This is a genomic window from Flavobacterium psychroterrae, from assembly GCF_018380615.1.
In the GTDB taxonomy this organism is placed as follows: Bacteria; Bacteroidota; Bacteroidia; order Flavobacteriales; family Flavobacteriaceae; genus Flavobacterium; species Flavobacterium psychroterrae.
This window is the reverse complement of the sequence record NZ_JAGYVZ010000001.1, coordinates 389869-415422: the sequence shown is the minus strand read 5'-3', so window position 1 is coordinate 415422 and position 25554 is coordinate 389869. Positions and strand designations below refer to the sequence as shown.

The 25554-nt window shown below is 34.2% G+C and carries 23 protein-coding genes; 20 read left to right on the top strand and 3 right to left on the bottom strand.

Annotation, left to right across the window (positions count from 1 at the left end):
- The first annotated feature begins 111 nt into the window (after positions 1-111).
- The 4 genes from KHA90_RS01445 to KHA90_RS01430 all read left to right on the top strand — a co-directional run bounded on the left by KHA90_RS01445 (position 112) and on the right by KHA90_RS01430 (position 4138).
- Positions 112-1965, top strand: a complete 1854-nt coding sequence (locus tag KHA90_RS01445) for a rhamnogalacturonan lyase (RefSeq protein WP_213294119.1) — start codon at positions 112-114, stop codon at positions 1963-1965.
- Between the two features lie 279 nt (positions 1966-2244).
- Positions 2245-2706, top strand: a complete 462-nt coding sequence (locus tag KHA90_RS01440; protein ID WP_213294116.1) for a hypothetical protein — start codon at positions 2245-2247, stop codon at positions 2704-2706.
- 14 nt (positions 2707-2720) lie between these two features.
- Complete coding sequence (locus KHA90_RS01435; protein ID WP_213294114.1) at positions 2721-3419, top strand: hypothetical protein; 699 nt, start codon at positions 2721-2723, stop codon at positions 3417-3419.
- Positions 3420-3424: 5 nt separating this feature from the next.
- Complete coding sequence (locus KHA90_RS01430; protein WP_213294111.1) at positions 3425-4138, top strand: DUF1266 domain-containing protein; 714 nt, start codon at positions 3425-3427, stop codon at positions 4136-4138.
- A 232-nt stretch (positions 4139-4370) separates the two neighbouring features.
- Here KHA90_RS01430 and KHA90_RS01425 read toward each other — a convergent pair whose 3' ends face one another.
- Positions 4371-5411, bottom strand: coding sequence for a GntR family transcriptional regulator (locus KHA90_RS01425; RefSeq protein ID WP_213294109.1), 1041 nt, complete (start codon positions 5409-5411; stop codon positions 4371-4373).
- A 387-nt stretch (positions 5412-5798) separates the two neighbouring features.
- Here KHA90_RS01425 and rhaT point away from each other — a divergent pair, with 387 nt between their 5' ends.
- The 10 genes from rhaT (at position 5799) to KHA90_RS01375 (ending at position 17630) form a co-directional block, all read left to right on the top strand.
- The gene (gene rhaT, locus KHA90_RS01420; protein WP_213294107.1) at positions 5799-6848 is read left to right on the top strand and encodes an L-rhamnose/proton symporter RhaT; all 1050 of its coding nucleotides are present in this window, start codon (positions 5799-5801) and stop codon (positions 6846-6848) included.
- 24 nt (positions 6849-6872) lie between these two features.
- Complete coding sequence (locus tag KHA90_RS01415; protein ID WP_213294105.1) at positions 6873-9014, top strand: bifunctional aldolase/short-chain dehydrogenase; 2142 nt, start codon at positions 6873-6875, stop codon at positions 9012-9014.
- A gap of 196 nt (positions 9015-9210) precedes the next feature.
- Entirely contained in the window at positions 9211-10485 is a 1275-nt protein-coding gene (locus KHA90_RS01410) for a TIM barrel protein (RefSeq protein ID WP_213294103.1), read from the top strand.
- 138 nt (positions 10486-10623) lie between these two features.
- Positions 10624-11985, top strand: a complete 1362-nt coding sequence (locus KHA90_RS01405) for an FGGY-family carbohydrate kinase (protein ID WP_213294101.1) — start codon at positions 10624-10626, stop codon at positions 11983-11985.
- Between the two features lie 234 nt (positions 11986-12219).
- Positions 12220-12960 carry a (Fe-S)-binding protein gene (locus tag KHA90_RS01400; RefSeq protein ID WP_213294099.1) on the top strand — a complete coding sequence of 247 codons (741 nt, stop codon included), beginning with the start codon at positions 12220-12222 and terminating at the stop codon, positions 12958-12960.
- A 109-nt stretch (positions 12961-13069) separates the two neighbouring features.
- A complete protein-coding gene (locus KHA90_RS01395; RefSeq protein WP_213294096.1) occupies positions 13070-14470 on the top strand; it encodes a lactate utilization protein B in 1401 nt (466 codons plus the stop codon).
- The gene (locus KHA90_RS01390) at positions 14463-15050 is read left to right on the top strand and encodes a LutC/YkgG family protein (RefSeq protein WP_213294094.1); all 588 of its coding nucleotides are present in this window, start codon (positions 14463-14465) and stop codon (positions 15048-15050) included. The genes KHA90_RS01395 and KHA90_RS01390 overlap by 8 nt, the downstream gene beginning before the upstream one ends.
- A gap of 341 nt (positions 15051-15391) precedes the next feature.
- Positions 15392-16171 (top strand): carbohydrate kinase family protein, encoded by a 780-nt coding sequence (locus tag KHA90_RS01385; protein WP_317197360.1) that lies wholly within the window; start codon positions 15392-15394, stop codon positions 16169-16171.
- Between the two features lie 440 nt (positions 16172-16611).
- Positions 16612-17064, top strand: a complete 453-nt coding sequence (locus KHA90_RS01380; protein ID WP_213294092.1) for a hypothetical protein — start codon at positions 16612-16614, stop codon at positions 17062-17064.
- A gap of 179 nt (positions 17065-17243) precedes the next feature.
- Positions 17244-17630 carry a helix-turn-helix transcriptional regulator gene (locus tag KHA90_RS01375; protein ID WP_213294089.1) on the top strand — a complete coding sequence of 129 codons (387 nt, stop codon included), beginning with the start codon at positions 17244-17246 and terminating at the stop codon, positions 17628-17630.
- A gap of 64 nt (positions 17631-17694) precedes the next feature.
- On the opposite strand, the gene KHA90_RS01370 is transcribed toward KHA90_RS01375, so the two are convergent.
- A complete protein-coding gene (locus KHA90_RS01370) occupies positions 17695-18027 on the bottom strand; it encodes a YegP family protein (protein WP_213294086.1) in 333 nt (110 codons plus the stop codon).
- A gap of 219 nt (positions 18028-18246) precedes the next feature.
- On the opposite strand from KHA90_RS01370, the gene KHA90_RS01365 reads away from it, so the two are divergent.
- Positions 18247-18726 carry a copper resistance protein NlpE N-terminal domain-containing protein gene (locus KHA90_RS01365; RefSeq protein WP_213294083.1) on the top strand — a complete coding sequence of 160 codons (480 nt, stop codon included), beginning with the start codon at positions 18247-18249 and terminating at the stop codon, positions 18724-18726.
- Positions 18727-18737: 11 nt separating this feature from the next.
- On the opposite strand, the gene KHA90_RS01360 is transcribed toward KHA90_RS01365, so the two are convergent.
- Positions 18738-19616 (bottom strand): AraC family transcriptional regulator, encoded by an 879-nt coding sequence (locus KHA90_RS01360; RefSeq protein WP_213294080.1) that lies wholly within the window; start codon positions 19614-19616, stop codon positions 18738-18740.
- 182 nt (positions 19617-19798) lie between these two features.
- On the opposite strand from KHA90_RS01360, the gene KHA90_RS01355 reads away from it, so the two are divergent.
- From KHA90_RS01355 to KHA90_RS01335, 5 genes are all read left to right on the top strand, one after another.
- Positions 19799-20491 (top strand): RraA family protein, encoded by a 693-nt coding sequence (locus KHA90_RS01355; RefSeq protein WP_213294077.1) that lies wholly within the window; start codon positions 19799-19801, stop codon positions 20489-20491.
- 75 nt (positions 20492-20566) lie between these two features.
- Positions 20567-21733 (top strand): mandelate racemase/muconate lactonizing enzyme family protein, encoded by a 1167-nt coding sequence (locus KHA90_RS01350; protein WP_213294073.1) that lies wholly within the window; start codon positions 20567-20569, stop codon positions 21731-21733.
- 106 nt (positions 21734-21839) lie between these two features.
- A complete protein-coding gene (locus KHA90_RS01345; protein WP_213294070.1) occupies positions 21840-22613 on the top strand; it encodes an SDR family oxidoreductase in 774 nt (257 codons plus the stop codon).
- Positions 22614-23504, top strand: coding sequence for an SMP-30/gluconolactonase/LRE family protein (locus KHA90_RS01340; protein WP_213294067.1), 891 nt, complete (start codon positions 22614-22616; stop codon positions 23502-23504).
- A gap of 181 nt (positions 23505-23685) precedes the next feature.
- On the top strand, positions 23686-25338 hold the full coding sequence (locus KHA90_RS01335) for a sodium:solute symporter family protein (RefSeq protein WP_213294064.1): 1653 nt from the start codon (positions 23686-23688) through the stop codon (positions 25336-25338).
- Positions 25339-25554 lie beyond the last annotated feature (216 nt).

Genomic DNA, 25554 nt, shown 5'->3' with positions numbered 1-25554 from the left:
GAAAAAAAACTTTGCGCCTGTGCGTCTTTGCGCGAAAAAAAAAAAATCCGCATAGACCCGTCAAAACCCGTGTCATCTGCGTGCCATGACAATCCATAAAAAATACCAATTATGAAAAATACAATTCTATTCTTGCTTTTATTTTCAGGTACTTCCAGTTTCGCACAAAGACAAATGGAAAATCTTGACCGAGGCGTTATTGCAGTAAAAAACAACAATCAGTTTTTTATTGGTTGGCGTGTTTTAGGAACAGATTCTGATGATTTGGGTTTTAATTTATATAGAAAAAGCGGTACTAAACAACCAGTTAAACTAAACGATAAACCCATTTTTGGCGCAACAAATTTTATTGATGCAAAAGCCAATATTCAGGAAGAAAATACATGGTTTGTAAAAACAGTTTTTAAAGGAAAAGAAACCGATGCAAGGGGAAGTTTTACAATTCCTGCACAAAGTCCTGATAAAGATTATCTGGCAATAAAACTAAAACCAGTTGCAGGATATATCCCGAATGATCTTTCGGTTGGGGATTTAGACGGCGATGGGCGATATGATCTGATTGTTCATATGACAGGAAAAAGTCTTGATAATTCTTTTAAAGGAATCACAGATCCGCCCATATTTCAGGCGTATACATTAGATGGAAAATTTTTATGGCAGATTAATCTCGGAAAAAACATCCGCGAAGGCGCACATTATACCCAATTTATGGTGTATGATTTAGATGGCGATGGCATTTCGGAATTTGTCTGTAAAACTGCCGATGGAACAACAGATAGTGAGAATAATGTTGTTGGAAATTCTACGAAAGATTGGGTTGACAGAGATGAAAATTCTCCAACTTATGGAAAGATTTTAAAAGGTCCGGAATATCTTTCTGTCTTTAACGGAAGAACCGGAAAACTAATTACGATTACTGAATATATCCCGGAACGAGGCGATCTTGCAGGCTGGGGCGGAAGAGGCGGAAGCGGAGGGAATGATACTAAAGGAAATAGAATTGATCGTTTTACGGCTTGTATTGCCTATTTAGACGGGATTCATCCGAGTGTTGTAATGTGTCGGGGATATTATGGAAGAACGGTTTTGGCGGCTTGGGATTTTAAAAATGACAAACTAACTTCGAGATGGGTTTTTGATAGTAAAAATGCCGAAAATCCATATTCAGGAATGGGAAATCACGGACTCACGGTTGCAGACGTGGACAACGACGGGAAAGATGAAATTATTTACGGATCAATGTGCGTCGATGATGACGGAAAAGGATTGTACACAACTGGTTTCAGGCACGGCGATGCTTTGCATGTTTCTGATCTTGATCTGGATATTCCGGGTTTGGAAGTTTTTGGAATCCATGAAATAGAAAACGGAACAACGGGTCCGGGAGTTACTTTATTTTCTGCATCTGACGGAAAAGTTTTATTTACGGATTCGCTTAACGAAGATGTTGGTCGCGGTGTTGCAGATAATATCGATCCAACCCGAAAGGGCGCACAATGCTGGTGGTCAGGATCGCCGTATTTGCATGACATGAAGGGAAATGAAATAGGAAAAGCACCAACTTCAACCAATTTTTTAATTTATTGGGATGGAGATTCTTCGAGAGAATTGCTGAATTCTAATTATATTGATAAATACAATGCAGGCAGATTGTTTACTGCAACAGGAGCAGCTTCAAATAATGGCACTAAATCCACGCCGGCACTTTCGGCAGATATTCTGGGAGACTGGCGTGAGGAATTAATTTTAAGGTCTGAAGATAATACTGAATTACGAATTTATTCTACCACAATTCCAACCGAAATCAGGCAATATACTTTAATGCACGACCCGCAATATCGATTAAGTGTTGCGTGGCAAAATGTAGGTTATAATCAGCCCCCACATACGAGTTTTTATATGGGAATGGGGATGAAACCAGCGCCTAAACCAAATATTGTACTGGTTAAATTTCAGGATAATTAAGCGCTAATATTCATTGATATTAATTTTTTGTAACGATAACTTTATCATTTAAAGCAAAAGAGAATAAACATTTGAGAAATTAGATTTTGTATTTTATTAAAATGCAAAATCTAATTTTTTTATTGTCTATTGTAAGAAAAATTAAATAGATTTGAACAAAAATGTTAAGGAAGTTTTCAGTACGGGCTTTTTTTGGATGTATTAACACATCTATTTTTTTGTGTTATCAATTAAATAGTACCCCAAAATAAGCCAAAATTAAACTGAGGCGATACCATTATGACCTACATAAAGAAACTTTTCTTAACAACGACCATTGCTTTCTGCTCTTACAATTTGGCTTTAGCCAAAGCAAGAATACCAATTGGTAAAATTGACAAATTAGAGATTGTTGCAGATTTACCCAATACTGATGAATATCTTTCAAAAGAAGAATCAAATACCCATTTAGATCTTGCCAGATTACATCAGGAGTATAGTATCGCATGGATACCAGTTTGGATCACTCAGGAGCCAAAGCTAATATTGGCAAAAGAGCATTCTGACAGATATTACGAACTCTCGAATGAAGAGATTGAAAAAATAATAAGCGCAAATAAATTAAAGAAAGAGCAACTGTTGAAATTAGGATTTTATACCCAATATGGCGGAAAAATACTCCTGTTTTTACTAGTCTGTTTAATTCTATATGGCCTTTTTGGAAAAGACAAAAAAAAAGACGTAAAACCAATTAACCTTTAATAAAAAATTAAATTATGAATCCACTTTTTTTAATTCCCGTTGTATTAGTAATTGCCGGTATCGGTTTTATGGTATACATGAATAAAAAACACGCAGCAGCAAAAACAGAAATTGACTTAGATCTTGAAAGAACCAAATACGATCTTCATAAAGAAGAAGTTTTAAAACAGGATTTCCCCCAATTAACACAATGGATGAAAGGAAAATCAATAGATGCTTACACCTCTGGATCAGTTCCTCAGACCAAAGCCAATAAAGTTCAGGAAGTTGTAACTGACGGAATAAAAAACGTTGCCATTTCTGCTGTAGGTGTAAAACTTCAGCGCGTAGAAACCGAATGTTTCTGGGTATTGAGCGGTAATGATTTGCATTTTTTCAGTACCGATGCTGTAGGAGAATTAGACGAGCATGTTGTTTTTGATAATTTCCGTATTGAAGAGGCAAGACTTGAATATGGAGGTATTTTAAAATCACAGTTAGGAGTATATTCAAAATCTTCTGAAGAATATTTGCCAAAAACTCATATCATTACATTCAATATAGATGGTAATCCTTTGGCGCTTGAAATTCACGACAGATTGCATTATGTTCCGGATCCAACAGATCTTTTAAATTTGAACAAACAAGTATTAACCAGAGCAAAATATCAGGTAGTAGGCGAAAACTTTGTAAAAGTATTGCAAGACAAATTTCCAAATCTGCAAGTAGCATAAGGGCAATGAGTGTATTTTCGAAAATTTTCAATGCGTTTAAAAGCATAAGATTAAACGATAAAAATAAAGTAGTTGGTCAGCAATTAGATTATTTATTAATTAGTTCCATGTATGCTGAACAGCAATCAGCCTACCTTAATTCGTACGAAACAGGGCTAAGTAAATCGACAATCAAGACGATTTTAGAAGATTATTGGAGCGTGTTTGATAAAGAAACAGCCATAGCAATACTTTTAGATTTGCAGGAAAGAAACCAGGATCAATATATAAATGTAGTTTATAGTGCTTTTGAAAATAAAGAAAACTATGTTGCTATTTTAAAATCAGATTTACCCAACGAAGAAGAAATTTTTCAAGAATATTTACAAATATATCGAAGTTTAAACAACGTTATACCTGAGCTTTTAGAGCAAAATGTAATCAAGAATTTTGCTCAGATAAAAAAAATAAAAGATTCAGCCTGGAATTACGGCAGAGGATCATTTTTATCACGTTGTTGCTATGAAGCAGGTTATCTTTCTGAAACAGAGATGAAAGAATATTTAAGAAATTCGTATGTAGGTATAAAAAATTATTGCCTTACTTGGGAAGAATATACTATTAGCTACATCTTTGGAAGAGCACTTTGGGGAGGTTCAAACAACAGCGGAATGATACAAATTGCTGATGATTTGCTCCATAATGCAAAGAGCCCACTTAAAGATAAAAAGTATCTTTAAAGGCAAAGAGTAAACCTGTTTTCCTTTAAAATAAGAAATCGAAAATTAAATAAACAAGCAGAGTTGGAAAAGAAGTGTCTACACTTTAATTTTTGACTCTGTTTTTTTTATATAAAGAAAAAAATTGTGCCCGTACTGACTTTGAAGCAAAAAAACTACTAAAACTAAAAAAGCTCAATTGATCTGGAGCTTTTTTAGTTTTGATCTTAATTATATAAAAAAACATTAAAATCTATATCGAATTTCGATCAATAAAATTAAACGGCACTTTTACCTGTCCTTTTTCTTTATTCAAAATCATTCTTGCAGCAGTTTCCCCCATCACATTAAAATCAGTCGACATTACTGTGATCCCAAGAAGCTCTTTTAAAGGAGTATCATTATAAGAGATTATGCCAATATCTTTCCCTAAAACATATTCTTCATCACGAATTTGTTTCATTAAATTCACCAGGTCAGATTCTTCTATAGTAATAAATAAATCGCCTTTTTTAAGAATCATATCGTCATAGACTTCGCTTAAAATCTCAAAATTGATTTCGTGCTCGACGCAAAACTTTTTAAATCCATGTAAAATTCTGCGTGGATAAGGATAAACGGCCTTGTCCGGATAAACTAAAATTAACTTTTTATATTTACTTATTTTCGAAAGACCTTCTTTTAACGCATTATAAATATCATTTTCAAAATCCTGATAAATCTTGATGATTTCACCGTCCATTCCCAGTTTAATATTATCCATTAAAACCAGCTTTTCATCCGGAATTCTCTGGATTGCCTTTGCCACTTCATCCGTAAAACTAAGGTGTTTTAATTCATCGGTTTTAAAATGTGTGGTAATTACATAATAATCATAAGCGCCTTCAAACTTGTCTAATAAGTTGAGAAACAAGGTTTCATCACAATGATAAATATGAAGATCAACGTGAGCATTTGCGCCAACAGTATTAATAAAAGAGTTGTAAGTTTTCATTTTATAGGCACTCAGTTTATTAAGCACAAACAAAATATTTACTTTAGATTCAAGTTTCGTTCGGGTGATATAATATCCTTTTCCTCTGATGGATGATATTATTTTTCGCTCTTTTAAAATATTATATGCCTTTTCTACTGTATCTCTCGACATATAAAATTCTTCACTAAAGCTATTTATGGAGGGTATTTTTTGATTTATTTTTAAATTTCCGTTCGCAATATTCTGCAGGATCGAGTCTACAATTTGTTTGTATTTAGGAACCCTGGAATCTTCATCTATTTTAATAAGTTTAATCATTTTTTTGGCTTGTAAATTAGGCGACAGCTGGTTACGACATCCTCTTAAATCATAATTTATATCAAAAGTTGATCTGAAATCTTTAAAACGAACCTGCTTGTTACTTTTCTCACAAAAGCTTCAAAATTAAATAAGGCTTATTTTATATTTTTTGCTGATTTGTTTATTTCTGGCAAATTGAGGATATAATAATTACGAAATCGATTGCTAAAATAGAAATTTTAAATTTATATTTCTAATATTTGAGGGTTGTTCTTTGCAATAATTCTCAGTTTTAACATAAATGGCAAAACTATAAAGGATAGTACAGGACAGTTTTCTTTTTTACATTCTATTATTTTACAAAACAAAATTAACTATCACAATAACCACAAAACAAAATCATTAATGGAATCATTATTAGGAATTATTTTTCATTCTATCGGAGGATTTTCTTCAGGTAGTTTTTATATGCCTTTTAAAAAAGTAAAAGATTGGGCTTGGGAAAGCTACTGGATCATAGGAGGTTTTTTCTCCTGGTTAATAGTGCCGCCAATCGCAGCTTATTTAACGATTCCAAATTTTGTTGAAATTATTGCAACTGCCTCACCATCAATAAAAGCATTCACATTTTCAATGGGACTGATTTGGGGAATTGGAGGATTAACATACGGTTTAGGCGTTCGTTACTTAGGAATGTCGTTAGGAAACTCCATCATCTTAGGATTCTGTTCTGCTTTTGGCGCATTAGTTCCTTCAATTTATTACGATATCTATCCTACAGCGGGTAAAATTTCATTCAGTCATATGCTTTCAAATCCAGGCGGACAACTGGTTTTAGCAGGAGTTGCAGTTTGCCTTTTGGGAATTGCAATTTCAGGAAAAGCAGGGATTTTGAAAGAAAGAGATTTCGCATCCGGACATCAAGACAGAGATAAAGATTTCAGTTTAGTAAAAGGGTTGATTATCGCGGTGATTTCAGGGATTTTGAGTTCGTTTTTTAACTACGGAATCGAAGCCGGAAAACCAATGGCAGAAACTGCAGTAAGCTACGGTTGTAATCCGCTTTTTCAAAACAACGTTACTTATATCGTTTTGATGTGGGGAGGTTTAACCACCAATTTTATCTGGTGCATGTACCTGAATTTCAAAAACAGAACCTTTTCAGATTATACCAATAAAAACACACCAATTTCAAAAAACATTCTTTTCTCGGCAATTGCAGGAACAATGTGGTTTTTACAATTTTTCTTTTACGGAATGGGAGAAAGCAAATTAGGAAACGGTGCAAGTTCATGGATTTTACACATGGCAACCATTATCCTGACAGCCAATTTTTGGGGATTTTATTTGAAAGAATGGGCGGGAGTTTCTAAAAGAACACTTAGAACATTTGCCTGGGGAATTGCATTAATCATGCTGTCAATTGTTTTAGTTGGAATTGGAAATTCATTATAAACATACAGAAATAACGTAACAACAATGTCGAATATAAATATAAATAATATGACTTTTAAGCATGTAAGCTATCTTTGGGATGAGGCTCAGGCAGCAGCATTGGCAGGAGATGAAGTGGGGCTTTTCATTTATCGTTCTAATTTATTAGGAGCTGATTTAAGATTGACTAACTATGGCGGTGGAAACACATCGGTAAAAATTACTGATAAAGATCCGCTAACCGGAGCGAGCTCTGAGGTGATGTGGATCAAAGGCTCTGGTGGAGACATTGGTACGCTAACAAAATCAGGTTGTGCGGCGCTTTATCTGGACCGACTTCGCAATCTTGAAAATGTGTACAGAGGAATTGAGTTTGAAGATGAAATGGTCGAATTATTCAATCACTGTATTTTCGATTTAGCTTCAAAAGCACCTTCTATCGATACGCCTTTACATGGTTTTTTACCCTTTAAACATATTGATCACTTACATCCTGATGCGGCAATTGCAATTGCAGCAGCAAAAGACGGAGCTAAAATTACCGACGAATTATTCAACGGTGAAATTGGCTGGGTAGGATGGCAGCGTCCGGGTTTTGATCTCGGACTTCAGTTAAGAACTTGTCTGGAAGAAGCAGAAAAAAAAGGTAAAAAATTACGCGGAATCATGTTAGGTTCCCACGGATTATTTACCTGGGGAGATACTGCTTATGAAAGTTATATCAACACGCTTGAAGTAATCGAAAAATGTGCAGAATATTTAGAAAATAACTTCGGAAAAAAACGTCCTGTTTTTGGAGGTAAAAAAATAGAAAGTCTTCCTGCTGAAGATCGTAAATTAAAAGCAGCAAAAGTAGCCCCAATTTTAAGAGGTTTCTGTTCATCAGAGCGTCAAATGATTGGACATTATACAGATGATGCAAGAGTTTTGGAATTCATAAATTCAAATGATTTATCAAAATTAGCTCCGCTAGGAACTTCTTGTCCGGATCACTTTTTACGTACCAAAATCAGTCCTTTGGTTTTAACCTTAGAACCCAACGAAGATTTATCAGATGTTGCTGCAATCAAAGCAAAATTAACACCAGCTTTTGAGTCATATCGCGCCATGTACAAAGACTATTACAACACTTGTAAAAAGTCAAATTCGCCGGCAATGCGTGACCCTAATCCGGTGGTGATTTTATATCCGGGAGTTGGAATGTTCACTTTTGCCAAAGATAAAACAATGGCACGATTGGCATCAGAATATTATATCAATGCAGTAAACGTGATGAAAGGTGCTGAAGCAGTTTCAGAATATACTTCGTTACCGCGTCAGGAAGCTTTTGATATTGAATATTGGTTGCTTGAAGAAGCAAAATTACAGCGTATGCCTAAACCAAAAGCATTGTCAGGAAGAATTGCTGTAATTACAGGTTCTGCTGGCGGAATTGGTAAAGCAATTGCGAAAAAATTTGCTCAGGAAGGTGCTTGTGTCGTGATCAACGACATTAACGAAGAACGTTTAGAAACCGCTACAGCTGAGTTTATAAAATTATTTGGTAAAGATGCTGTTTCAAGTACTTTACTAAATGTGACCGATGAAAAAAGTACAGAAAAAGCATTAGACGAAGCTTGTTTATCTTGTGGAGGTGCAGATATTATAGTGAATAATGCAGGAATTAGTATTTCTAAATCTATTGCAGAACACACTCTGGAAGAATGGGACAGATTGTATGACATTTTGGTAAAAGGACAATTTATTGTTTCAAAAGCCGGAATCGAAGTAATGCGCAAACAGGGATTTGGTGGAGATATTGTGAATATTGTTTCTAAAAATGCAGTTGTAGCAGGACCAAATAATCCTGGTTACGGTTCAGCAAAAGCAGCTCAGGCGCATTTGACACGTTTAATGGCTGCTGAACTAGGTGCCGATAAAATTCGTGTAAACACAGTAAATCCTGATGCAGTAATCTCAGACTCTAATATTTGGTCCGGAGGCTGGGCAGAAGGTCGTGCAAAAGCATACGGTATCACGGTTGAAGAGTTGCCGGCTTATTATGCAAAACGTACGTTATTGAATGAAATTATATTGCCGGATGATATTGCAAACGCTTGTTTTGCCTTTGTTGGTGGTTTACTGGGTAAATCAACAGGAAACGCATTAAACGTAGATGGCGGCGTATCAATGGGCTTTTACAGATAGATTGTTAAGTTTTTAAGTTTGTTTAAAGCAAAAGTGGTTTTTTGTGGTCTAGCGTTCGATATCATTCGGACGTTAGATTTTTTTAGACATTCCACATCGCATAAAAGTCGCATAATAGCATAAAATAGTAAAGTTAAACCAGAGTTCAGTTTATATAAATTATATATATTGTAGTCTCTATTAAAATATAAATAATATGTTAATCGGATCAAACAATATCGCATCTCACAACGAAGATTTATTAAAAAAACATCAAAATAAATTTGCTTTTACAGTATCAGAAATTGGTGATACAGAAGCAATTATTCAAAAACTAATCGATTTTCAAATCGCAATTCCATCCTGGGCATTAGGAACGGGTGGAACAAGATTCGGACGTTTTCCCGGAGGTGGAGAACCACGTTCAATCGAAGAAAAAATAGAAGATGTAGGTTTGCTTCATGCCTTAAACAATGCTTCGGGTGCCATTTCATTGCACATTCCGTGGGATATTCCACAGGATTATAAAGCAATTAAAATCCTTGCTGCACAACACAATTTAAGATTTGATGCCATGAATTCGAATACTTTTCAAGATCAGTCAGGTCAGGAAAATTCATATAAATTCGGATCATTACAAAACGTAAACAAAGCAGTTCGCAAACAGGCAATTGCTCATAATATAGAAGTAATTCAACACGGAATCGAATTAGGATCAGAATCATTAACGATCTGGTTGGCCGATGGTTCTTCTTTTCCGGGACAATTAAACTTTAGAAAAGCATACCAAAATACATTAGAAAGTCTGGAAGAAATCTATGATGCATTACCTTCAAACTGGAAATTATTTTTAGAATATAAATGTGCTGAGCCAAACTTTTATTCAACTACAGTGGCTGATTGGGGACAATCATATTCATATGTAAAAAAATTAGGTGACAAAGCGCAAACTCTTGTTGATTTAGGACATCATTTACCAAATGCCAATATTGAACAAATCGTTTCCTTATTGTTGATGGAAGAAAAACTGGGTGGTTTTCACTTTAATGATTCAAAATACGGAGACGACGATTTAACCGCCGGAGCTTTAAAACCATACCAATTATTCTTGATTTTTAATGAATTAGTCGAAGGAATGGACGCTCGCGGAATGAACCACGCCAAAGATTTAGGCTGGATGATCGACGCTTCGCACAACATCAAAGATCCTTTAGAAGATTTATTGCAATCTGTAGAAGCCATTATGATCGCTTATGCTCAGGCACTTTTGGTAGATAGAAAAGCTTTAGAAATTGCACAGCAGGAAAACGACGTAGTTAAAGCACAGGAAATTTTGCAGGATGCTTTCCGTACAGATGTTCGTGCCTTAGTTGCCGAAGCTCGTTTGCGTTCCGGCGCGGCATTAAATCCGGTAGAATTGTATCGCAGTCTGGGTATCAGAAAAAATCTAATAGGCGAAAGAGGTTTAAAAACAATGGCTACAGGCTTATAAATAGAGTTATGAATTATGAGTTAAACGTTCATAAACTATTTTGTTTATACCAATCGTTTGATGTAAAAACAAAAAGGCGGAGCAAAAATCATAATTCTGTAACTCATAATTAATAACTTATAATTCATAATTAATTAAATGAATGTAGTTGCAATTTTTGACATTGGTAAAACAAACAAGAAAGTGTTTTTATTTGATGAAAACTATAAAATTGTTTGGGAGAAATCAGTAAATCTGGACGAAACCGTCGATGAAGATGGTTTTCCCTGCGAAGATATAGAAGTGCTTAAAAACTGGATTTTTGAACGATTATCAGAAATAAAAAACAAGACAGATTACGTTTTAAAAGCCATCAATTTTAGTACTTATGGTGCCAGTTTTGTCTACATTGATGAAAAAGGAAAAGTTTTAACTCCTCTTTACAATTATTTAAAAGAATATCCGGAGGAGTTAAAAAACGATTTTTATAATAAATACAAAGGGCAAGAAGCTTTTGCAGTCAAAACCGCTTCACCCGTTTTAGGAAGTCTGAATTCAGGAATGCAAATTTACAGACTGAAAGAAGAAAAGCCGGAATTATTCAATCAGGTAAAATACTGTTTACATTTACCGCAATATTTGAGTTTTCTATTAACAAATGAAGCTTTTTCGGATATTACAAGTATTGGATGCCATACCAATCTTTGGAATTTCAAAAAGATGAAGTATCATAAATGGCTCAAAAAGGAAAATATTTCGGCTAAAATTCCACCGCTTCATTACGGAAAAGACATCATCAAACAACAAGACGGATTAGCCATTGGCGTTGGTTTACACGACAGTTCATCGGCAATAATTCCGTACACGATAAATTTTACAGAACCATTTGTTTTATTGTCAACAGGAACATGGAGCATTTCTTTAAATCCTTTTAACAATAAACAATTGACTTTTGACGAATTGCAACACGATTGTTTGTGTTACATGCAATACACAGAAAAGCCTGTAAAAGCAGCCCGATTATTTTCAGGCAACGAACATGAAATACAAACCAAAAGATTAGCAGAATATTTTAATGTTCCCGTGGATACGTATAAGGAAGTGTATTTTGACAAAAAGATAGTTTCAAATCTAAGAGCGTTAAATTTTCAAATTATTTATCCAAAAAAATATGATTTTGATATCTTAAAAGAATGTCCATTTCAAAAAAGAGATCTCAATAATTTTAAAAGTTACGAAATCGCCTATCATCAATTGATGCTCGATATCGTAGAACAACAGTTTTTTTCGACTAATTTAGTGGTTCATAATAGTCCTGTAAAGAAAATTTTTGTAGATGGTGGTTTTAGTAAAAATTCTATTTTCATGAATTTATTAGCCGAAGCCTTTCCGGACATAGAAGTTTACGCCGCATCAATGGCACAAGCAAGTGCATTAGGCGCAGCACTAGCAATTCATCAAAACTGGAATCCTAAACCGATCCAGAATGATTTGATCGATTTAAAGTTTTATAAGCACTAGAATTAAAATTAAAAATTAAAAATTAAAAATCTGCTTAATCTCCAAAATCTGCGAGCGAAATAATAGCCACAGATTAAAGGATTAAAAAGATTTTTGTTTCACGCAGATTCTGCAGATGTCAGCAGATTTAAATTTGATTAATGATCTGTGTACATCTGCTTAAATCTTTTGAAATCTTTTGAAATCTGCGTGAAAAAAAATTAACGCATATTTATGTTGAAAAAATATTAGAATATGAAAATCGGATTATTTATACCGTGTTATGTCGATCAGTTTTACCCAAAAGTAGCCATCGCCACCTATGAACTTTTACAGAAATTAGGGTGCGAGGTTCATTTCCCAATGGGGCAAACCTGTTGCGGACAACCTATGGCTAATAGCGGATATCAATATTTAACTAAAGGCTGTGACGCCAATTTTATCGCCAATTTTACTGGATTCGATTATATCGTTTGTCCGTCCGGAAGTTGCGTTTTGCATGTAAAAGAACATTTACATGACGAAAAACAAGAAGAACTTGCAGCAGCAATGCGCAAGAAAGTATTTGAATTAACAGAGTTTATTACCGATATTTTAAAAGTAGAATCCATAGAAGGAAATTTTCCTTACAGAGTAGGAATGCACGTAAGTTGTCACGGTCAGCGTGGATTAAAGCTTTCGCAGATGACAGAATTAAACGCACCATTTTTCTCAAAACCGGAACAATTACTTCATAATATAAAAGGATTAGATTTGGTTTCATTAACCAGAAAAGACGAATGCTGTGGTTTTGGAGGAACATTTTGTGTTACCGAGGAAGCCGTTTCGGTAAAAATGGGACAAGACCGAATCAAAGATCATGAAAACCATCACGTTGATTATATCACAGGTGGTGATATGTCGTGTTTAATGCATTTAGAAGGAATTTTAAAAAGACAAAAAAGCCCGATAAAAACCATTCATATCGCCGAAATTTTAAATTCTCTCGGAAATTAAGTGATTTTAAAATGGAACTTAATTTTCTTTTTACCATTAAGAGATTAAGTTCATAAGCTTTGTTTAAAATTACTTAATGTATTGATGGTGAAATAAATAAGATAAAAAGATGTCTTCAGAAAAAATAATAGAACATAGCGAAGCAGCTGCACGTTTTAATAAAGATGTAGAACGCGTCAACTGGCACGACGAAACACTTTGGTTCGTTCGTGAAAAGCGAGACAGATCAGCACATCAAATCGCCGATTGGGAATTGCTTCGTGAAACCGCTTCACAAATCAAAAATAATGTGTTGTCAAATATTCACGATTATTTAATTGAATTTGAAGCCAATGCACAAAAAAACGGTATAAAAGTACATTGGGCAGCCGATGCAAAAGAACACAATGAAATCGTGCATTCGATAATGGCAAAACACGATGTAAAGCAAATGGTGAAATCAAAATCAATGCTTACAGAAGAATGCCATTTAAACGATTATTTAGCTGAAAAAGGCATTGAAGTCATCGATTCAGATTTAGGTGAATATATAGTTCAGCTTCGTAAAGAACCGCCAAGTCATATTGTTTTACCCGCAATTCACCTAAAAAAAGAAGATGTAAGCGAAACTTTCCATGAACATCTTGGAACAGAAAAAGGAAACATCGATCCTCAATATTTAACAGAATCTGCACGTTTAACCTTAAGAGATACATTCCTAACCCGAAAAGTCGCTTTAACCGGAGTCAATTTTGCTATTGCAGAAACGGGCGAAATTGTAGTTTGTACCAATGAAGGAAACGCAGATATGGGCGCACATTTAGCCGATGTTCATATTGCGTGTATGGGATTTGAAAAGTTAATTCCGCAAAGGAAACATTTAGGCGTTTTCCTGAGATTATTGGCACGAAGCGCAACGGGACAGCCTATAACTACTTTTTCAAGTCATTTTAAGAAGCCAAGAGACGGAAAAGAAATCCATATTGTCATTGTAGATAACGGCAGAAGCACACAATTAGGAAGAGAAGATTTTAGAAATTCCCTAAAATGCATTCGTTGTGGCGCGTGTATGAATACGTGTCCGGTTTACAGACGAAGCGGCGGTCATAGTTATCACAATGCCGTTGCAGGACCCATTGGAGCGATTTTAGCGCCCAATTTAGACATGAGCAAAAATGCCGACTTACCATTTGCAAGTACACTTTGTGGTTCTTGTACCAATGTTTGTCCGGTAAAAATTGATATCCACGACCAATTGTATAAATGGCGTCAGGTTTTAGTAAAAGAAGGACATACGCCAACATCAAAAACAATTGCTATGAATACGATGGCAAAAGTTTTGGCGAATCCGACTATTTTTAATATTGCCGGAAAATCAGGTCGTTTTGTAATGAAAAATATTCCCGGATTAGTCAATAATAAAATGAACAAATGGTACGATCAACGCGAAATGCCGGACGTTCCTGAAGAATCTTTTAGAGAATGGTACAAGAAAAATTCAAGAGAATCAAAAGCAAAAAACAATGAGTAGTAAAGCGGATATTTTAAAGAAAATAAAGCAAAACCAACCTGCTTTTGTTACTGAATTACCAAACCTGAATTTGCTAGGTTCAGAGCAATTTGATATTCTTGAAACGTATAAAACCGTACTTAAAAATATTGGCGGAGATCCTGTTGAAGTTACAAACTACAGCGATATTTTAGAATACATCAAAACAAATTATGCGATTGAAAAACGCATCATAACCACAATTACTGAACTTTCTGGAATTGCAACTTTGGACTGGACAAATGATGATCCGCATTCACTTCAGGATGTGGAATTAAATATTATAAAAGCGCATTTTGGTGTTGCCGAAAATAGTGCGCTTTGGGTTACAGATGAACTTTTAGGACAACGTATTTCACCTTTTATCGCACAATATCTGGCAATCATAGTTCATAAAAAAGATATCGTAGCCACAATGCATCAGGCATACGAAAGGATTGGAAATGAGGAATATGGTTTTGCAACTTTTATTGCAGGACCATCAAAAACTGCTGATATCGAGCAATCTTTAGTTCTGGGAGCTCACGGCGCAAGAGGATTAATCGTTTTTTTATTAGATTAAAATGCGCAATATTTAGAGCATAAATTATACTTTTTTTTCAAAAGCTCCATCGGAGCGATATATTATCACGTTATTAAATAGATTTCTATTTTGTCATCTTGACGAAGTAGAACACATCCCAATATTAGACAAAGATTAGCGACATTCTTTACGGAATTTCTAATGTGATTTCTCTCCCAAGGCTTCGGGATTGAAATGGCGAAATTACGCTTTCTTTAAGCCTAAATTTCCTCTTTAAAACTGCTTTTTTTATTCAAATGGATTCCCAATTTTATAGTTCGGCAAAAAATAAAAGTCTAACTTTATAGTTAGAACCTAAATTAAATATAAAAAAGTTGAGCATGAATCTAAGAAAAAGCCTTAAAGCAGTAGCGTACGGAGAAGTACTCTGGGATGTTTTTGATAAAGAAAAAAAAATTGGCGGCGCACCATTAAACGTAGCTTTACGAATGAAAACATTAGGTTGTGATGTTGCCATCATCAGTTGTGTGGGAAATGATCAAGACGGCGAAGATATTATCAATCACGTGAAAAAATTAGGACTTGAAACTGAATTTATCATGAAGACAAACGATTATCCAACCGGATTAGTCGAAGTGACTTTAGATGAGACAGGATCCGCAAGTTATATCATAAATTATCCATCGGCATGGGATAAAATTGTACTGAATGATCAGGCTAAAAATATAGTGAAAGAGGCAGATGTATTAATTTACGGAAGTCTGGTTTGCAGAGACCAAGTGTCTAGAAAATCTCTTGAAGATTTATTAGAAACAAAAGCCTGCAAAGTTTTTGATGTCAATTTAAGAAAGCCACATTATACTTATGAAATCCTTGAAAAATTAATGCAATCTGCAGATTTTATAAAGTTTAATGATGATGAATTATTAGAAATTGCTTCGGCTTTAAAATCGCCTTTTACAACTATAGAAGATAATATCAATTTTATAGTTGAACACACAAATGCAAGCGGAATCTGTGTTACAAAAGGCAAACATGGTGCGTTATTATTATGGAAAGGTAAATTGTATGAAAATAAAGGATATCAAATTAAAGTTGCCGATACAGTAGGAGCAGGTGATTCCTTTTTAGCTGCGCTGACAACTTCATTACTTACCTGAAGAGATCCGCAGACAGCAATAGATTTCGCCTGTGCAATAGGAGCTTTAGTTGCTGAATCTCCAGGCGCAAATCCCGAAATTTCAGATGCTAAAATTCACGAATTGATGTCGAAATAAATGTAATCCTGCCGATTTTAATTTTTAAACAAAAAGGGGTATTCAAAAAACACCACTAAAATCTTTTTTAAATCCACAGAATGAGCCTTTAATTCGATAGCACAAACTTTAAAAGTTACTAAATCGTTTTTGTAGATTTTTGATAAGAAATATTGTCCAAGCTAAATTCTGACGCAAAAGAGTAAAAAAATAAGTAAAAATTGATGTTTTTAGATTTAATTACAACTTATAGTTATATTCTATAAGAGGGTTTGTAAGAAAAAAAAATGAGATAATCGTAATATTGCTCTACCAGTAATGTTTTATATTAATCCCAAATTATTATGTTCCTTACCCTAACACAAGACCAGGTCAACTTTCAGTACGGATCAAATCGATGGCGATACAGTTTTAATGAAATTTTAGAACTTGGTTTACTTAAAAAAAAGAAAACTTACTTTCTTGAAAATTCCGCTTTTATTTTAGTTACAGCGTTGGCATATTACTGCATGGTTTTCTCCAATTTGATGGAGTTGTATTACATAGGTCCAACCTTATTGATGTATACAATTCTCATTATTTTGAGATTTTACAATGGTATCGAATTTGAGTATTATGTCATAGTGAGAGACATTTATAAAAAAGAAACCAAAGTTAAAATCAAAAATGCAGATCGGTCCATAATAGGCAAACAGATTGATCAGTATCTGGAACGCAACTTTGACCGACTTTTAAAACACACAACTAACCTACAAAATAAACAATGCTATTACAAGCAATCTCCAAATATGATTTAGTTATGATAGCAGCTGCTATTTTATATGGTTATTTTATTACGACTAAAAAAAAATGAACAAATACTACACAAACCTACCATTGAAGTAGTACGGATATTACACATTAAAAAATTATAGCTGTAATACTAAAAGTTTAATACCGGTCAGTTTTAGCTATAAAAAGACCCCCAAATAAAATTATGACCTCTTCAATAAAAAACAAAATCAAAAGCATAAAAGAATTAAAAAATTACACCCAGGAATATATGGCGGATCAATTAGGAGTTACACAGGCAGGTTATAGTAAAATTGAAAAAGGAAAAACGATTCTGTCCTATATAAAATTGGTCGAAATTGCCCGTATTCTAGAAGTTAGTGTAGAAGATGTTATTAGTTTTGACAGTCAGAGATATTTCAATAGTTTCAACAAAGTAAGAGGAAATAATAACGGCAGCATCCAGATTAACTCTGATAATACAGCTACTTTAAAGGCTCTTTATGAAGATAAAATAAACCTGTTAGAAAAATTATTAAGCAAAACAGAAGAAGAATTATCACGTTACAAAGATAAATACGGACAACTTTGAAGTGAACTTTTAAAAACAAAAAACGGGGTTTTAAAGCCCCGTTTTTTTATACTATAAAATAAATTTATACAGTTTGATCATCTGTAACAGCGTCAGGCGCATTTGTTTTTACAGATTCAATTCCGTTATCTCTTCCGCTTACACTTTCATACATTTCGCTCGAACCAATAATCTGACCGTTAGTAGCTTTTAAATTGAAATACCATTTTCCGCTTTTAGATTCCAGTTTGTCAAATTTACTATCATCCTGCGAGTTTTTTTGAACAGATTCAATTCCGCCAGTACAACCTGCTTTTGTACTATAGCCTTCACTGGAAAGGATTGTTTGTCCATTATTTGCTTTTAAATTAAATTGGAATTCACCGTTGGTTCTTTTAGTAATTACAAATTTGCCCATAAGGTTTTTGTTTTTAGTTATGTATGATTTATTTTGCTGAAATAAAAATACAAAACTTTACTTACAAAATAGATTTTTGAATAATAATATTGAATACATTTTAAAAATAAATGAATCTGATTTCTTATTTTAATCAAGTAAAAGAATGAAATAAATTATCAGTATACCTATATTATATATAAGAATATTCTTTATTTTTGAATTATTAAATATAGACCCATGAGAAATTTTTTAATGATATTATTTATTGCTTTTCAATTTATGTCTTGCAATGCAAAAAGAGACGAGACTTTTAAAACCTCTTCCAAAAATTCAGAAAATATGATAGATGATATCAACACTGTAGGAGAAGTAAGGACTTATAAAGGAATTTTGCCTTGCGCAGATTGTACCGGAATTGAAACGGTATTGAAAATTTATCAGGGAGATGGCACAATCGAAAGTCACGGCTTTGAACTCACAAGTTGGTACAAAGGAAAATCACAGGATACTATTGAACAGGATGGTAATTATAATTTGGAAAGAGGCTTAGGCGAAGATCCGGACGGAACAATTTATGTGCTTAATTGGGATAAACCAGAAGAAGAACAAATATATTACGGTTACACAAATGCTGCTCCTGACAAATTATATTTACTGAACAGCAAGCGTGAAATCATTAAATCAAAAAATAATGCGCTGATATTAACACGGAATTAAACAACGGCGTATTAGAAATTATTAATCATTAAAAATTCTTTTCTATACGTACTTGGAGTCTTTCCGATTAACTGCTTGAAGTATTTATTAAAGTTGACAAAATTTTGATAACCACTTTCATAGCATACATCAGATATAGACAATTTTTCATTTTGTAAAAGCTTACAGGCATGTCCGGTTCTTAATTCATTTAAAAAACGCGTAAACGACTTTTGGGCCCTTTTTTTAAAAAAAGTGCAAAAAGCAGGAGGAGTCATGTGAGCTATGGAAGCAATAGTTTCTAATGAAATAGGTTTCGTAAAATTCATCATGATGTACTTATAAACTTTATTCATTCTCTCGGTATCTTTTTCATTATAGGAATAGCTGTAACCCAAACCTGCCAGTAGCTCATATTCATCTGTATGCAGCATAATATTCACAATTTTAAAAAACTCAATAACCTGAGGAAGTCCTTCAATAATTGTCATTTTTTCTAAATGTTTTGTTATTTTTTTTTTGGTTTTTCCACTAAAACGCATTCCTCTGTTTGCTTTTTCAAAAAGAGTTCTTTTTTTAGATAAATCCCCAAGATCAGTACATACTTTTTCAAAAAAATTAAGAGGAAAGTAGATTACAATCGCCTCAACAGATTTATTCTTTTGAGGATGATTACCTGATACATCTTCATACCACATATGAGGAAGATTTGGACTCATAAGTACTAAATCTCCATCATGAAAACTCGTAATACTATCCCCAATAATCCTTTTTCCGTTGCTTTTTTGAACAAAACTTAATTCACAGAAATCATGAAAGTGAAAAGTAGCATCAAAATCATGCTTCTTTACTTTTTTAACCGTAAGCAGAGAAGATTGATGACTGGGTAATTCAATTAATATGGCTTTCATGAGATAGTGAATAAAGGTTGATGTGGTAAACTTAAACAATATTAAAGATAATTATCACACGAAAAGACTTAGTGATTAATATAGTTTAAGTATCAGTTAACTTAGTGTAAATAGGCAAATTGGTTTATGACATACTTTTGAAAAAGAAATTAAGAGCAATCAATTAATAAAATTTGAAAGTAATGGAAACTATATTTTGGAAAAATGACGAGGAACTTTTTGATATTGTACGTAAAGAACTTTATACAGCAGTGGTTGGGGATATTATGGATAAAATGAAATTGCTGAACCAATTTCTTCCTCCGCAAATACAACCTTTACGTGATGACATGTTTATTATTGGCCGCGCAATGACAGTACTCGAAGCAGATGTTGTTTCAGATTTCAGTAATAATAATCCTGTTTTGAACAGGCCGTTCGGGTTAATGCTGGAAGCACTCGATGATTTAAAAAAAAATGAAGTATATATATGTACAGGTTCATCACCATCATATGCATTATGGGGAGAATTGATGGCGACCCGCGCTCAAATATTAGGAGCAGCAGGCGCTGTAGTCGATGGTTATTCAAGAGATACAAAAGGCATCTTAGACCTTGGGTTTCCTTCTTTTTCTTACGGACGTTATTCGCAAGATCAGGCGCCACGTGGTAAAGTAATTGACTTTAGAGTACCAATAGAAATAAAAGGCGTAAAAATTAATTCAGGAGATATTATCCTTGGAGATATGGACGGAGTTTGTGTGATACCAAAAGAAATTGAAGTAGAAGTTTTTCGTTTAGCAATCGAAAAAGCAAGAGGAGAAAAAGTAGTACAGCAAAAAATTCAGGAAGGCATGAGTACCAGAGAAGCTTTTGATAAGTACGGTATCATGTAATAAAATTTCAGATTGTATTTAAACTTTTTTAAAAGAAGAAACCATTCAGATTATTAATAGAAAACAGACACAAAAATGAAAATTATAGATGTAAAAGTATGGCTCGTAGAAGGTGTTAAATACAACTGGACACTTTTAAAAATTTATACAGATACCGGACATACGGGAGTTGGAGAAGCAACAAACTGGCCCGGAAGCCCAATAGTTTATAATGCAGCAAAACATATAGGAGAAAGAATCATTGGGCTTGATCCCATGAAAACTGATTTTATCTGGACAAAACTATATCGCGATCTCAACTGGGTTGGACCTTATGGAGCAAGTTTGTGTGCCATCAGCGGAATTGATATGGCATTGCTTGATTTAAAAGGAAAAGTATTAGGTACGCCATGTTATGAATTATTAGGAGGTTCTTTTAGAAAAGATATTTTATTATATGCCAATTATTGGTTTACAGGAGGAGGACATAATGCTCAGGATTATGCTGCTCAGGCCTTGAAAGTCAAAGAAGCAGGTTTTACAGGATTAAAATTTGATCCATTTGCACACACTAATTATTTGTACGGTGAAGATCTCTCGTCAAACCTTACCCTTACAGCTGCACAACAAGATTTAGCGTTTAATGTTAGCAAAGCAGTTCGTGATGCGGTAGGACCGGATTTTGACATTATGATCGAAACCCATGCTATGCTAAATTACAGAGTAGCAGTAAAAATGGCACAGCGATTATCAGAATTGGATATCACATGGTACGAAGAACCGGCAGGTCCTGAAAGTGCAGATACATTACGGGCCATGAGAGAAAGAATACCATCAAATATTTCTATTTGTGTGGGAGAAAGACATTACACAAGACATGGAATTCGTCCCGTATTAGAAAAAAACATTTGCGATATCATGATGCCAGACATCACCCGTTGCGGAGGACCATCAGAAATGAAGAGAATGGCAACAATGATGGAAGCTTACAATGTTTTATTGGCACCACATAACCCAAACGGACCATTATCTACCTTAGCATCTGCTCATGTTTGCGCCTCGGTTCCTAACTTTTTCCGTCAGGAATTTATGTTTAATGATGTGCCTTGGAGAGATACCGTAATTACACATCCTATAAAAGATATGATTCACAATGGGCATTTACGCTTAAGCGAAAGACCAGGTTTAGGAGTAGATTTGGTAGAAGAAGAAATGGAAAAACATCCCGGTATATTAATTCCCCGCCCTGGTTTTTATGTATAAGTTTTATCCTGATTTATATTACTATACAGAATAATAGTTAGCAACGGAGACCAAATCTTAACTCTGAAAAAGCTCAGTATAAATTTGATTTTATTAAAAAAGAAATATGTTTCAAATAGATCTTACAGGAAAAACAGTTTTAATAACTGTCGTTACAACCGGAATTGGGGCAGGCATTGCAAAAATGTTTGCCAAAGCAGGAGCAAATATTTCCGGTTGCGCCACATCTCAAAAAAGTGGCGAATTTGTGCAAACCACAACCGAAGATACTGCACAGTCAATATACACTCAATGTGATGTAACTAAAGAAGAAGATTTACAAAAGCTGATTCAGAATACGATTCAAAAATTTGGGAGAATCGACATACTTGTTTCCAATTCCGGACAAAATGTTTTTGAAGGAGCAACTAATTGTGACGAAGATCACTGGAATAAAAATATAGAGCTTAATCTGGCCTCACATTGGCGATTGGCAAAATTAAGTAAACCATATCTCGAAAAAAATAATGGCGTAATTATCGTCATGACTTCGAATCACGCTTTTTCTACAATTCCGGGTTGTTTCCCTTATAATGTTGCAAAAACCGCATTGACAGGATTAGTACGAAGTTTAGCAGTAGAATGGGGACCAAATATAAGAACGATAGGCATTGCACCGGGTTTTATTGACACTCCGGGAAATCAAAAATGGTTTGATTCCTTTCCTGATCCTGCAATAGAAAGACAAAGAACAATAGATTTGCATCCCGTTAAAAAAATGGGATCGCCGGATGAAATAGGAGCATGGTGCGTTTTTCTGGCAAGTGATTATGCCTCATTTGCCAGCGGAGTAACCTATTTAATCGATGGAGGAAGAAACGCATTAATGCAGGATCATTAAATGCAGATCTGGAAAGCCAGTTCACTAAATAATCCAAAATCAATTCTGGGAGAAGGAGCAATCTGGAGTACATTTCATAATGCATTTTTCTATATAGATATAGAAGGAAAAAAAGTGTGTAAAATTGATCTTATTTCTAAAATTACGAAGGAACAACAACTTCACGAAAAAATAGGAACTCTAGTTCTCACAGAAGATGGCAGACTTATTTTGGGCCTGGAAAACTCAATTTCGATATTTGATTTTGATACAAATGAACTACAGGAACTAGTAAAACTGGAACCGGAAATACCAACAAATCGTTCAAATGATGGAAAATGTGACGCCTCCGGAAAACTTTGGATAGGCACAATGAACCAAGAAGCAAAAGGCAAAGCAGGAACATTATATCGTTTTGACGGTACAGAAATTATAGAAAAGATTAAAAATCGAAAAGTATCTAACGGAATTTGCTGGAGTATTGATAACACTAAAATGTATTACATCGACTCCTATGATTACAACATAAAAAAGTATGATTTTGATTTAGATTCCGGAACAATTACAAACGAAAGTATTATTGTTGAAATGAACAATCCAGCCTTTACACCAGATGGTATGACAATAGATTGTCAGGGAATGTTGTGGGTTGCTATGTGGGGAGAAGGATGTGTAAACAGATATGACCCAAACTCAGGAGAATTGCTTGGAAAGGTAATAGTAGATGCTCCAAATGTAAGTTCTTGCGCGTTTGGAGGAACTAATATGACACAATTATTAATAACCACTGCAAGTACAGGATTAACTCCGTTACAGTTTACTAAGTTTCCTGAAAGTGGAACTTTATTTTTAGTTGATCTTGAAATTAAAGGAATGGAAATGTACCCGTTTAAATTCCGGAGTAAAATATAATCCATACAATTTTAGAAACTATTATTAACTCAAATACAATAGTTTAATACCGTCTTTAAGGTATAATTCAGTAGCATGAAATTAAACCGGTAAGAAATTAATTTACCAGTATTTAAAGCCACTTAAATCAGGGAGAATAAATCAATGTGTTTATTAAACTATCATCAAAGAAACTATTACTATGAAATTAGAATTGATTGATTACCTCATTATTGCCATTTATTTTGTCTTTGTAATTGGTATTGGATTTTTGCTCAAAAGACAAGTTAAATCAGCCAATGATTTTTTAATGAGCAATCGCAGCATTCCTTTATGGATCACAAGTCTTGCTTTTATTTCTGCTAATTTAGGTGCACAGGAAGTATTAGGAATGGCGGCGAACGGAGCAAAATATGGTTTGTATACAGCACATTATTATTGGTTGGGCGCCGCTTTAGCAATGATTTTTCTTGGCGTTTTTATGATGCCTTTTTATTATGGAAGCAAAGCCAGAAGCGTTCCTGAATATCTTAAACTTCGTTTTGATGAAAAAACAAGAACTTTCAATGCCCTGAGTTTCGCCGCAATGACAGTTTTTTCATCCGGAGTTTCATTATATGCATTAGCCATGTTGATGGATGTAATTTTAGGCTGGAATTTTGATCTTTCAATTTGGGTTGCAGCAGCGGTAGTATTTGTATATATTTTTATGGGAGGTTTAACAAGTGCCGTTTATAATGAAGTGCTTCAATTTTTTCTTATTGTTTTAGGAATTGCACCACTGGTTTTTATTGGTCTTTACAAAATAGGAGGTTGGGAAGGGATAGTAGCAAATGTAGCAGATTATAAACTGCACATGTGGAAAGGATTAGACGATCCATCTCATAACCCAATGGGAATTGATGCATTCAGTATGGTTTTTGGGCTTGGGTTTGTTTTAGCTTTTGGATATTGGTGTACCGATTTTCTTGTAGTTCAGAGAGCAATGATCAGCAAGAATTTAACAGATGCACAAAGAACCCCAATTATAGCAGCTATTCCTAAAATACTTATGCCGGCAATTGTAATTTTACCCGGAATAATAATTCTCGCATTACAAAATAAATTCCCCGGATATGATCTTCCGGTAAATGCAAACGGAGATACCAATTATAATATGGTATTGCCTATTTTGTTACAAAAATTATATCCTAACGGAATTTTGGGAGTTGGTATTACAGCATTAATTGCTTCGTTTATGAGCGGAATGGCCGGAAATGTTACAGCATTTAATACCGTATGGACCTTTGATATATATCAATCCCATATTAAGAAAAATGCCTCCGAAAAGCATTATTACTACGTTGGAAAAATTGCCACGATAGCAGGAATTTTAATTTCAATTATGACTGCTTATGTAGCCCGTGGTTTCAATAACATCATGGATTTACTGCAATTAGTATTCAGTTTTGTCAATGCACCGCTTTTTGCCACATTCTTTTTAGGTATGTTTTGGAAAAGAACAACCGGACATGGCGCTTTCTGGGGATTACTTGCCGGAACAGCGACAGCAACAATTACGCACGGACTCACCGTAGCCGAAGGAAAAGGAGGATGGATTGCCAATACGCACGAATATTTTTCAGGTACAAGTCAAGCTTTTAATATCGCATGGATTTCTTTTCTGGTATGTGTTGCCGTAACTATTTTGATTAGTTTATTTACCAAGCCAAAACCTGATGAAGAACTTGTAGGATTAGTTTATAGCCTAACCCCAAAACAAACCGACTCTAACAAAATATGGTATAAAAATCCGCTATGGATGGGAGTTGCAGTATTGATAGTTACACTTATGTTTAATATTATTTTCTTTTAATAAAACGATTATGAATAAATTATATGACTTGCGATTTGTAATTGGGGTTTTCTTTCTTATTGTTGGTGTCCTACTAATAGGTTATGCATTTATAGGCGAAGATTTTTTTTCATATAAAATGAAAATTAATCTTAGCTGTGGACTACTATTTTCTTGTTTCGGATTAATGATGTTTGCATTAAAAAAGAAAAAGTAATCTCATTTAAGTTAAATATT

Coding starts and splice junctions, on each gene's coding strand:
- KHA90_RS01445 (WP_213294119.1), top strand. CDS start 112: ATGAAAAATACAATTCTATTCTTGCTTTTATTTTCAGGTACTTCCAGT.
- KHA90_RS01440 (WP_213294116.1), top strand. CDS start 2,245: ATGACCTACATAAAGAAACTTTTCTTAACAACGACCATTGCTTTCTGC.
- KHA90_RS01435 (WP_213294114.1), top strand. CDS start 2,721: ATGAATCCACTTTTTTTAATTCCCGTTGTATTAGTAATTGCCGGTATC.
- KHA90_RS01430 (WP_213294111.1), top strand. CDS start 3,425: ATGAGTGTATTTTCGAAAATTTTCAATGCGTTTAAAAGCATAAGATTA.
- KHA90_RS01425 (WP_213294109.1), bottom strand. CDS start 5,411: ATGATTAAACTTATTAAAATAGATGAAGATTCCAGGGTTCCTAAATAC.
- rhaT (WP_213294107.1), top strand. CDS start 5,799: ATGGAATCATTATTAGGAATTATTTTTCATTCTATCGGAGGATTTTCT.
- KHA90_RS01415 (WP_213294105.1), top strand. CDS start 6,873: ATGTCGAATATAAATATAAATAATATGACTTTTAAGCATGTAAGCTAT.
- KHA90_RS01410 (WP_213294103.1), top strand. CDS start 9,211: ATGTTAATCGGATCAAACAATATCGCATCTCACAACGAAGATTTATTA.
- KHA90_RS01405 (WP_213294101.1), top strand. CDS start 10,624: ATGAATGTAGTTGCAATTTTTGACATTGGTAAAACAAACAAGAAAGTG.
- KHA90_RS01400 (WP_213294099.1), top strand. CDS start 12,220: ATGAAAATCGGATTATTTATACCGTGTTATGTCGATCAGTTTTACCCA.
- KHA90_RS01395 (WP_213294096.1), top strand. CDS start 13,070: ATGTCTTCAGAAAAAATAATAGAACATAGCGAAGCAGCTGCACGTTTT.
- KHA90_RS01390 (WP_213294094.1), top strand. CDS start 14,463: ATGAGTAGTAAAGCGGATATTTTAAAGAAAATAAAGCAAAACCAACCT.
- KHA90_RS01385 (WP_317197360.1), top strand. CDS start 15,392: ATGAATCTAAGAAAAAGCCTTAAAGCAGTAGCGTACGGAGAAGTACTC.
- KHA90_RS01380 (WP_213294092.1), top strand. CDS start 16,612: ATGTTCCTTACCCTAACACAAGACCAGGTCAACTTTCAGTACGGATCA.
- KHA90_RS01375 (WP_213294089.1), top strand. CDS start 17,244: ATGACCTCTTCAATAAAAAACAAAATCAAAAGCATAAAAGAATTAAAA.
- KHA90_RS01370 (WP_213294086.1), bottom strand. CDS start 18,027: ATGGGCAAATTTGTAATTACTAAAAGAACCAACGGTGAATTCCAATTT.
- KHA90_RS01365 (WP_213294083.1), top strand. CDS start 18,247: ATGAGAAATTTTTTAATGATATTATTTATTGCTTTTCAATTTATGTCT.
- KHA90_RS01360 (WP_213294080.1), bottom strand. CDS start 19,616: ATGAAAGCCATATTAATTGAATTACCCAGTCATCAATCTTCTCTGCTT.
- KHA90_RS01355 (WP_213294077.1), top strand. CDS start 19,799: ATGGAAACTATATTTTGGAAAAATGACGAGGAACTTTTTGATATTGTA.
- KHA90_RS01350 (WP_213294073.1), top strand. CDS start 20,567: ATGAAAATTATAGATGTAAAAGTATGGCTCGTAGAAGGTGTTAAATAC.
- KHA90_RS01345 (WP_213294070.1), top strand. CDS start 21,840: ATGTTTCAAATAGATCTTACAGGAAAAACAGTTTTAATAACTGTCGTT.
- KHA90_RS01340 (WP_213294067.1), top strand. CDS start 22,614: ATGCAGATCTGGAAAGCCAGTTCACTAAATAATCCAAAATCAATTCTG.
- KHA90_RS01335 (WP_213294064.1), top strand. CDS start 23,686: ATGAAATTAGAATTGATTGATTACCTCATTATTGCCATTTATTTTGTC.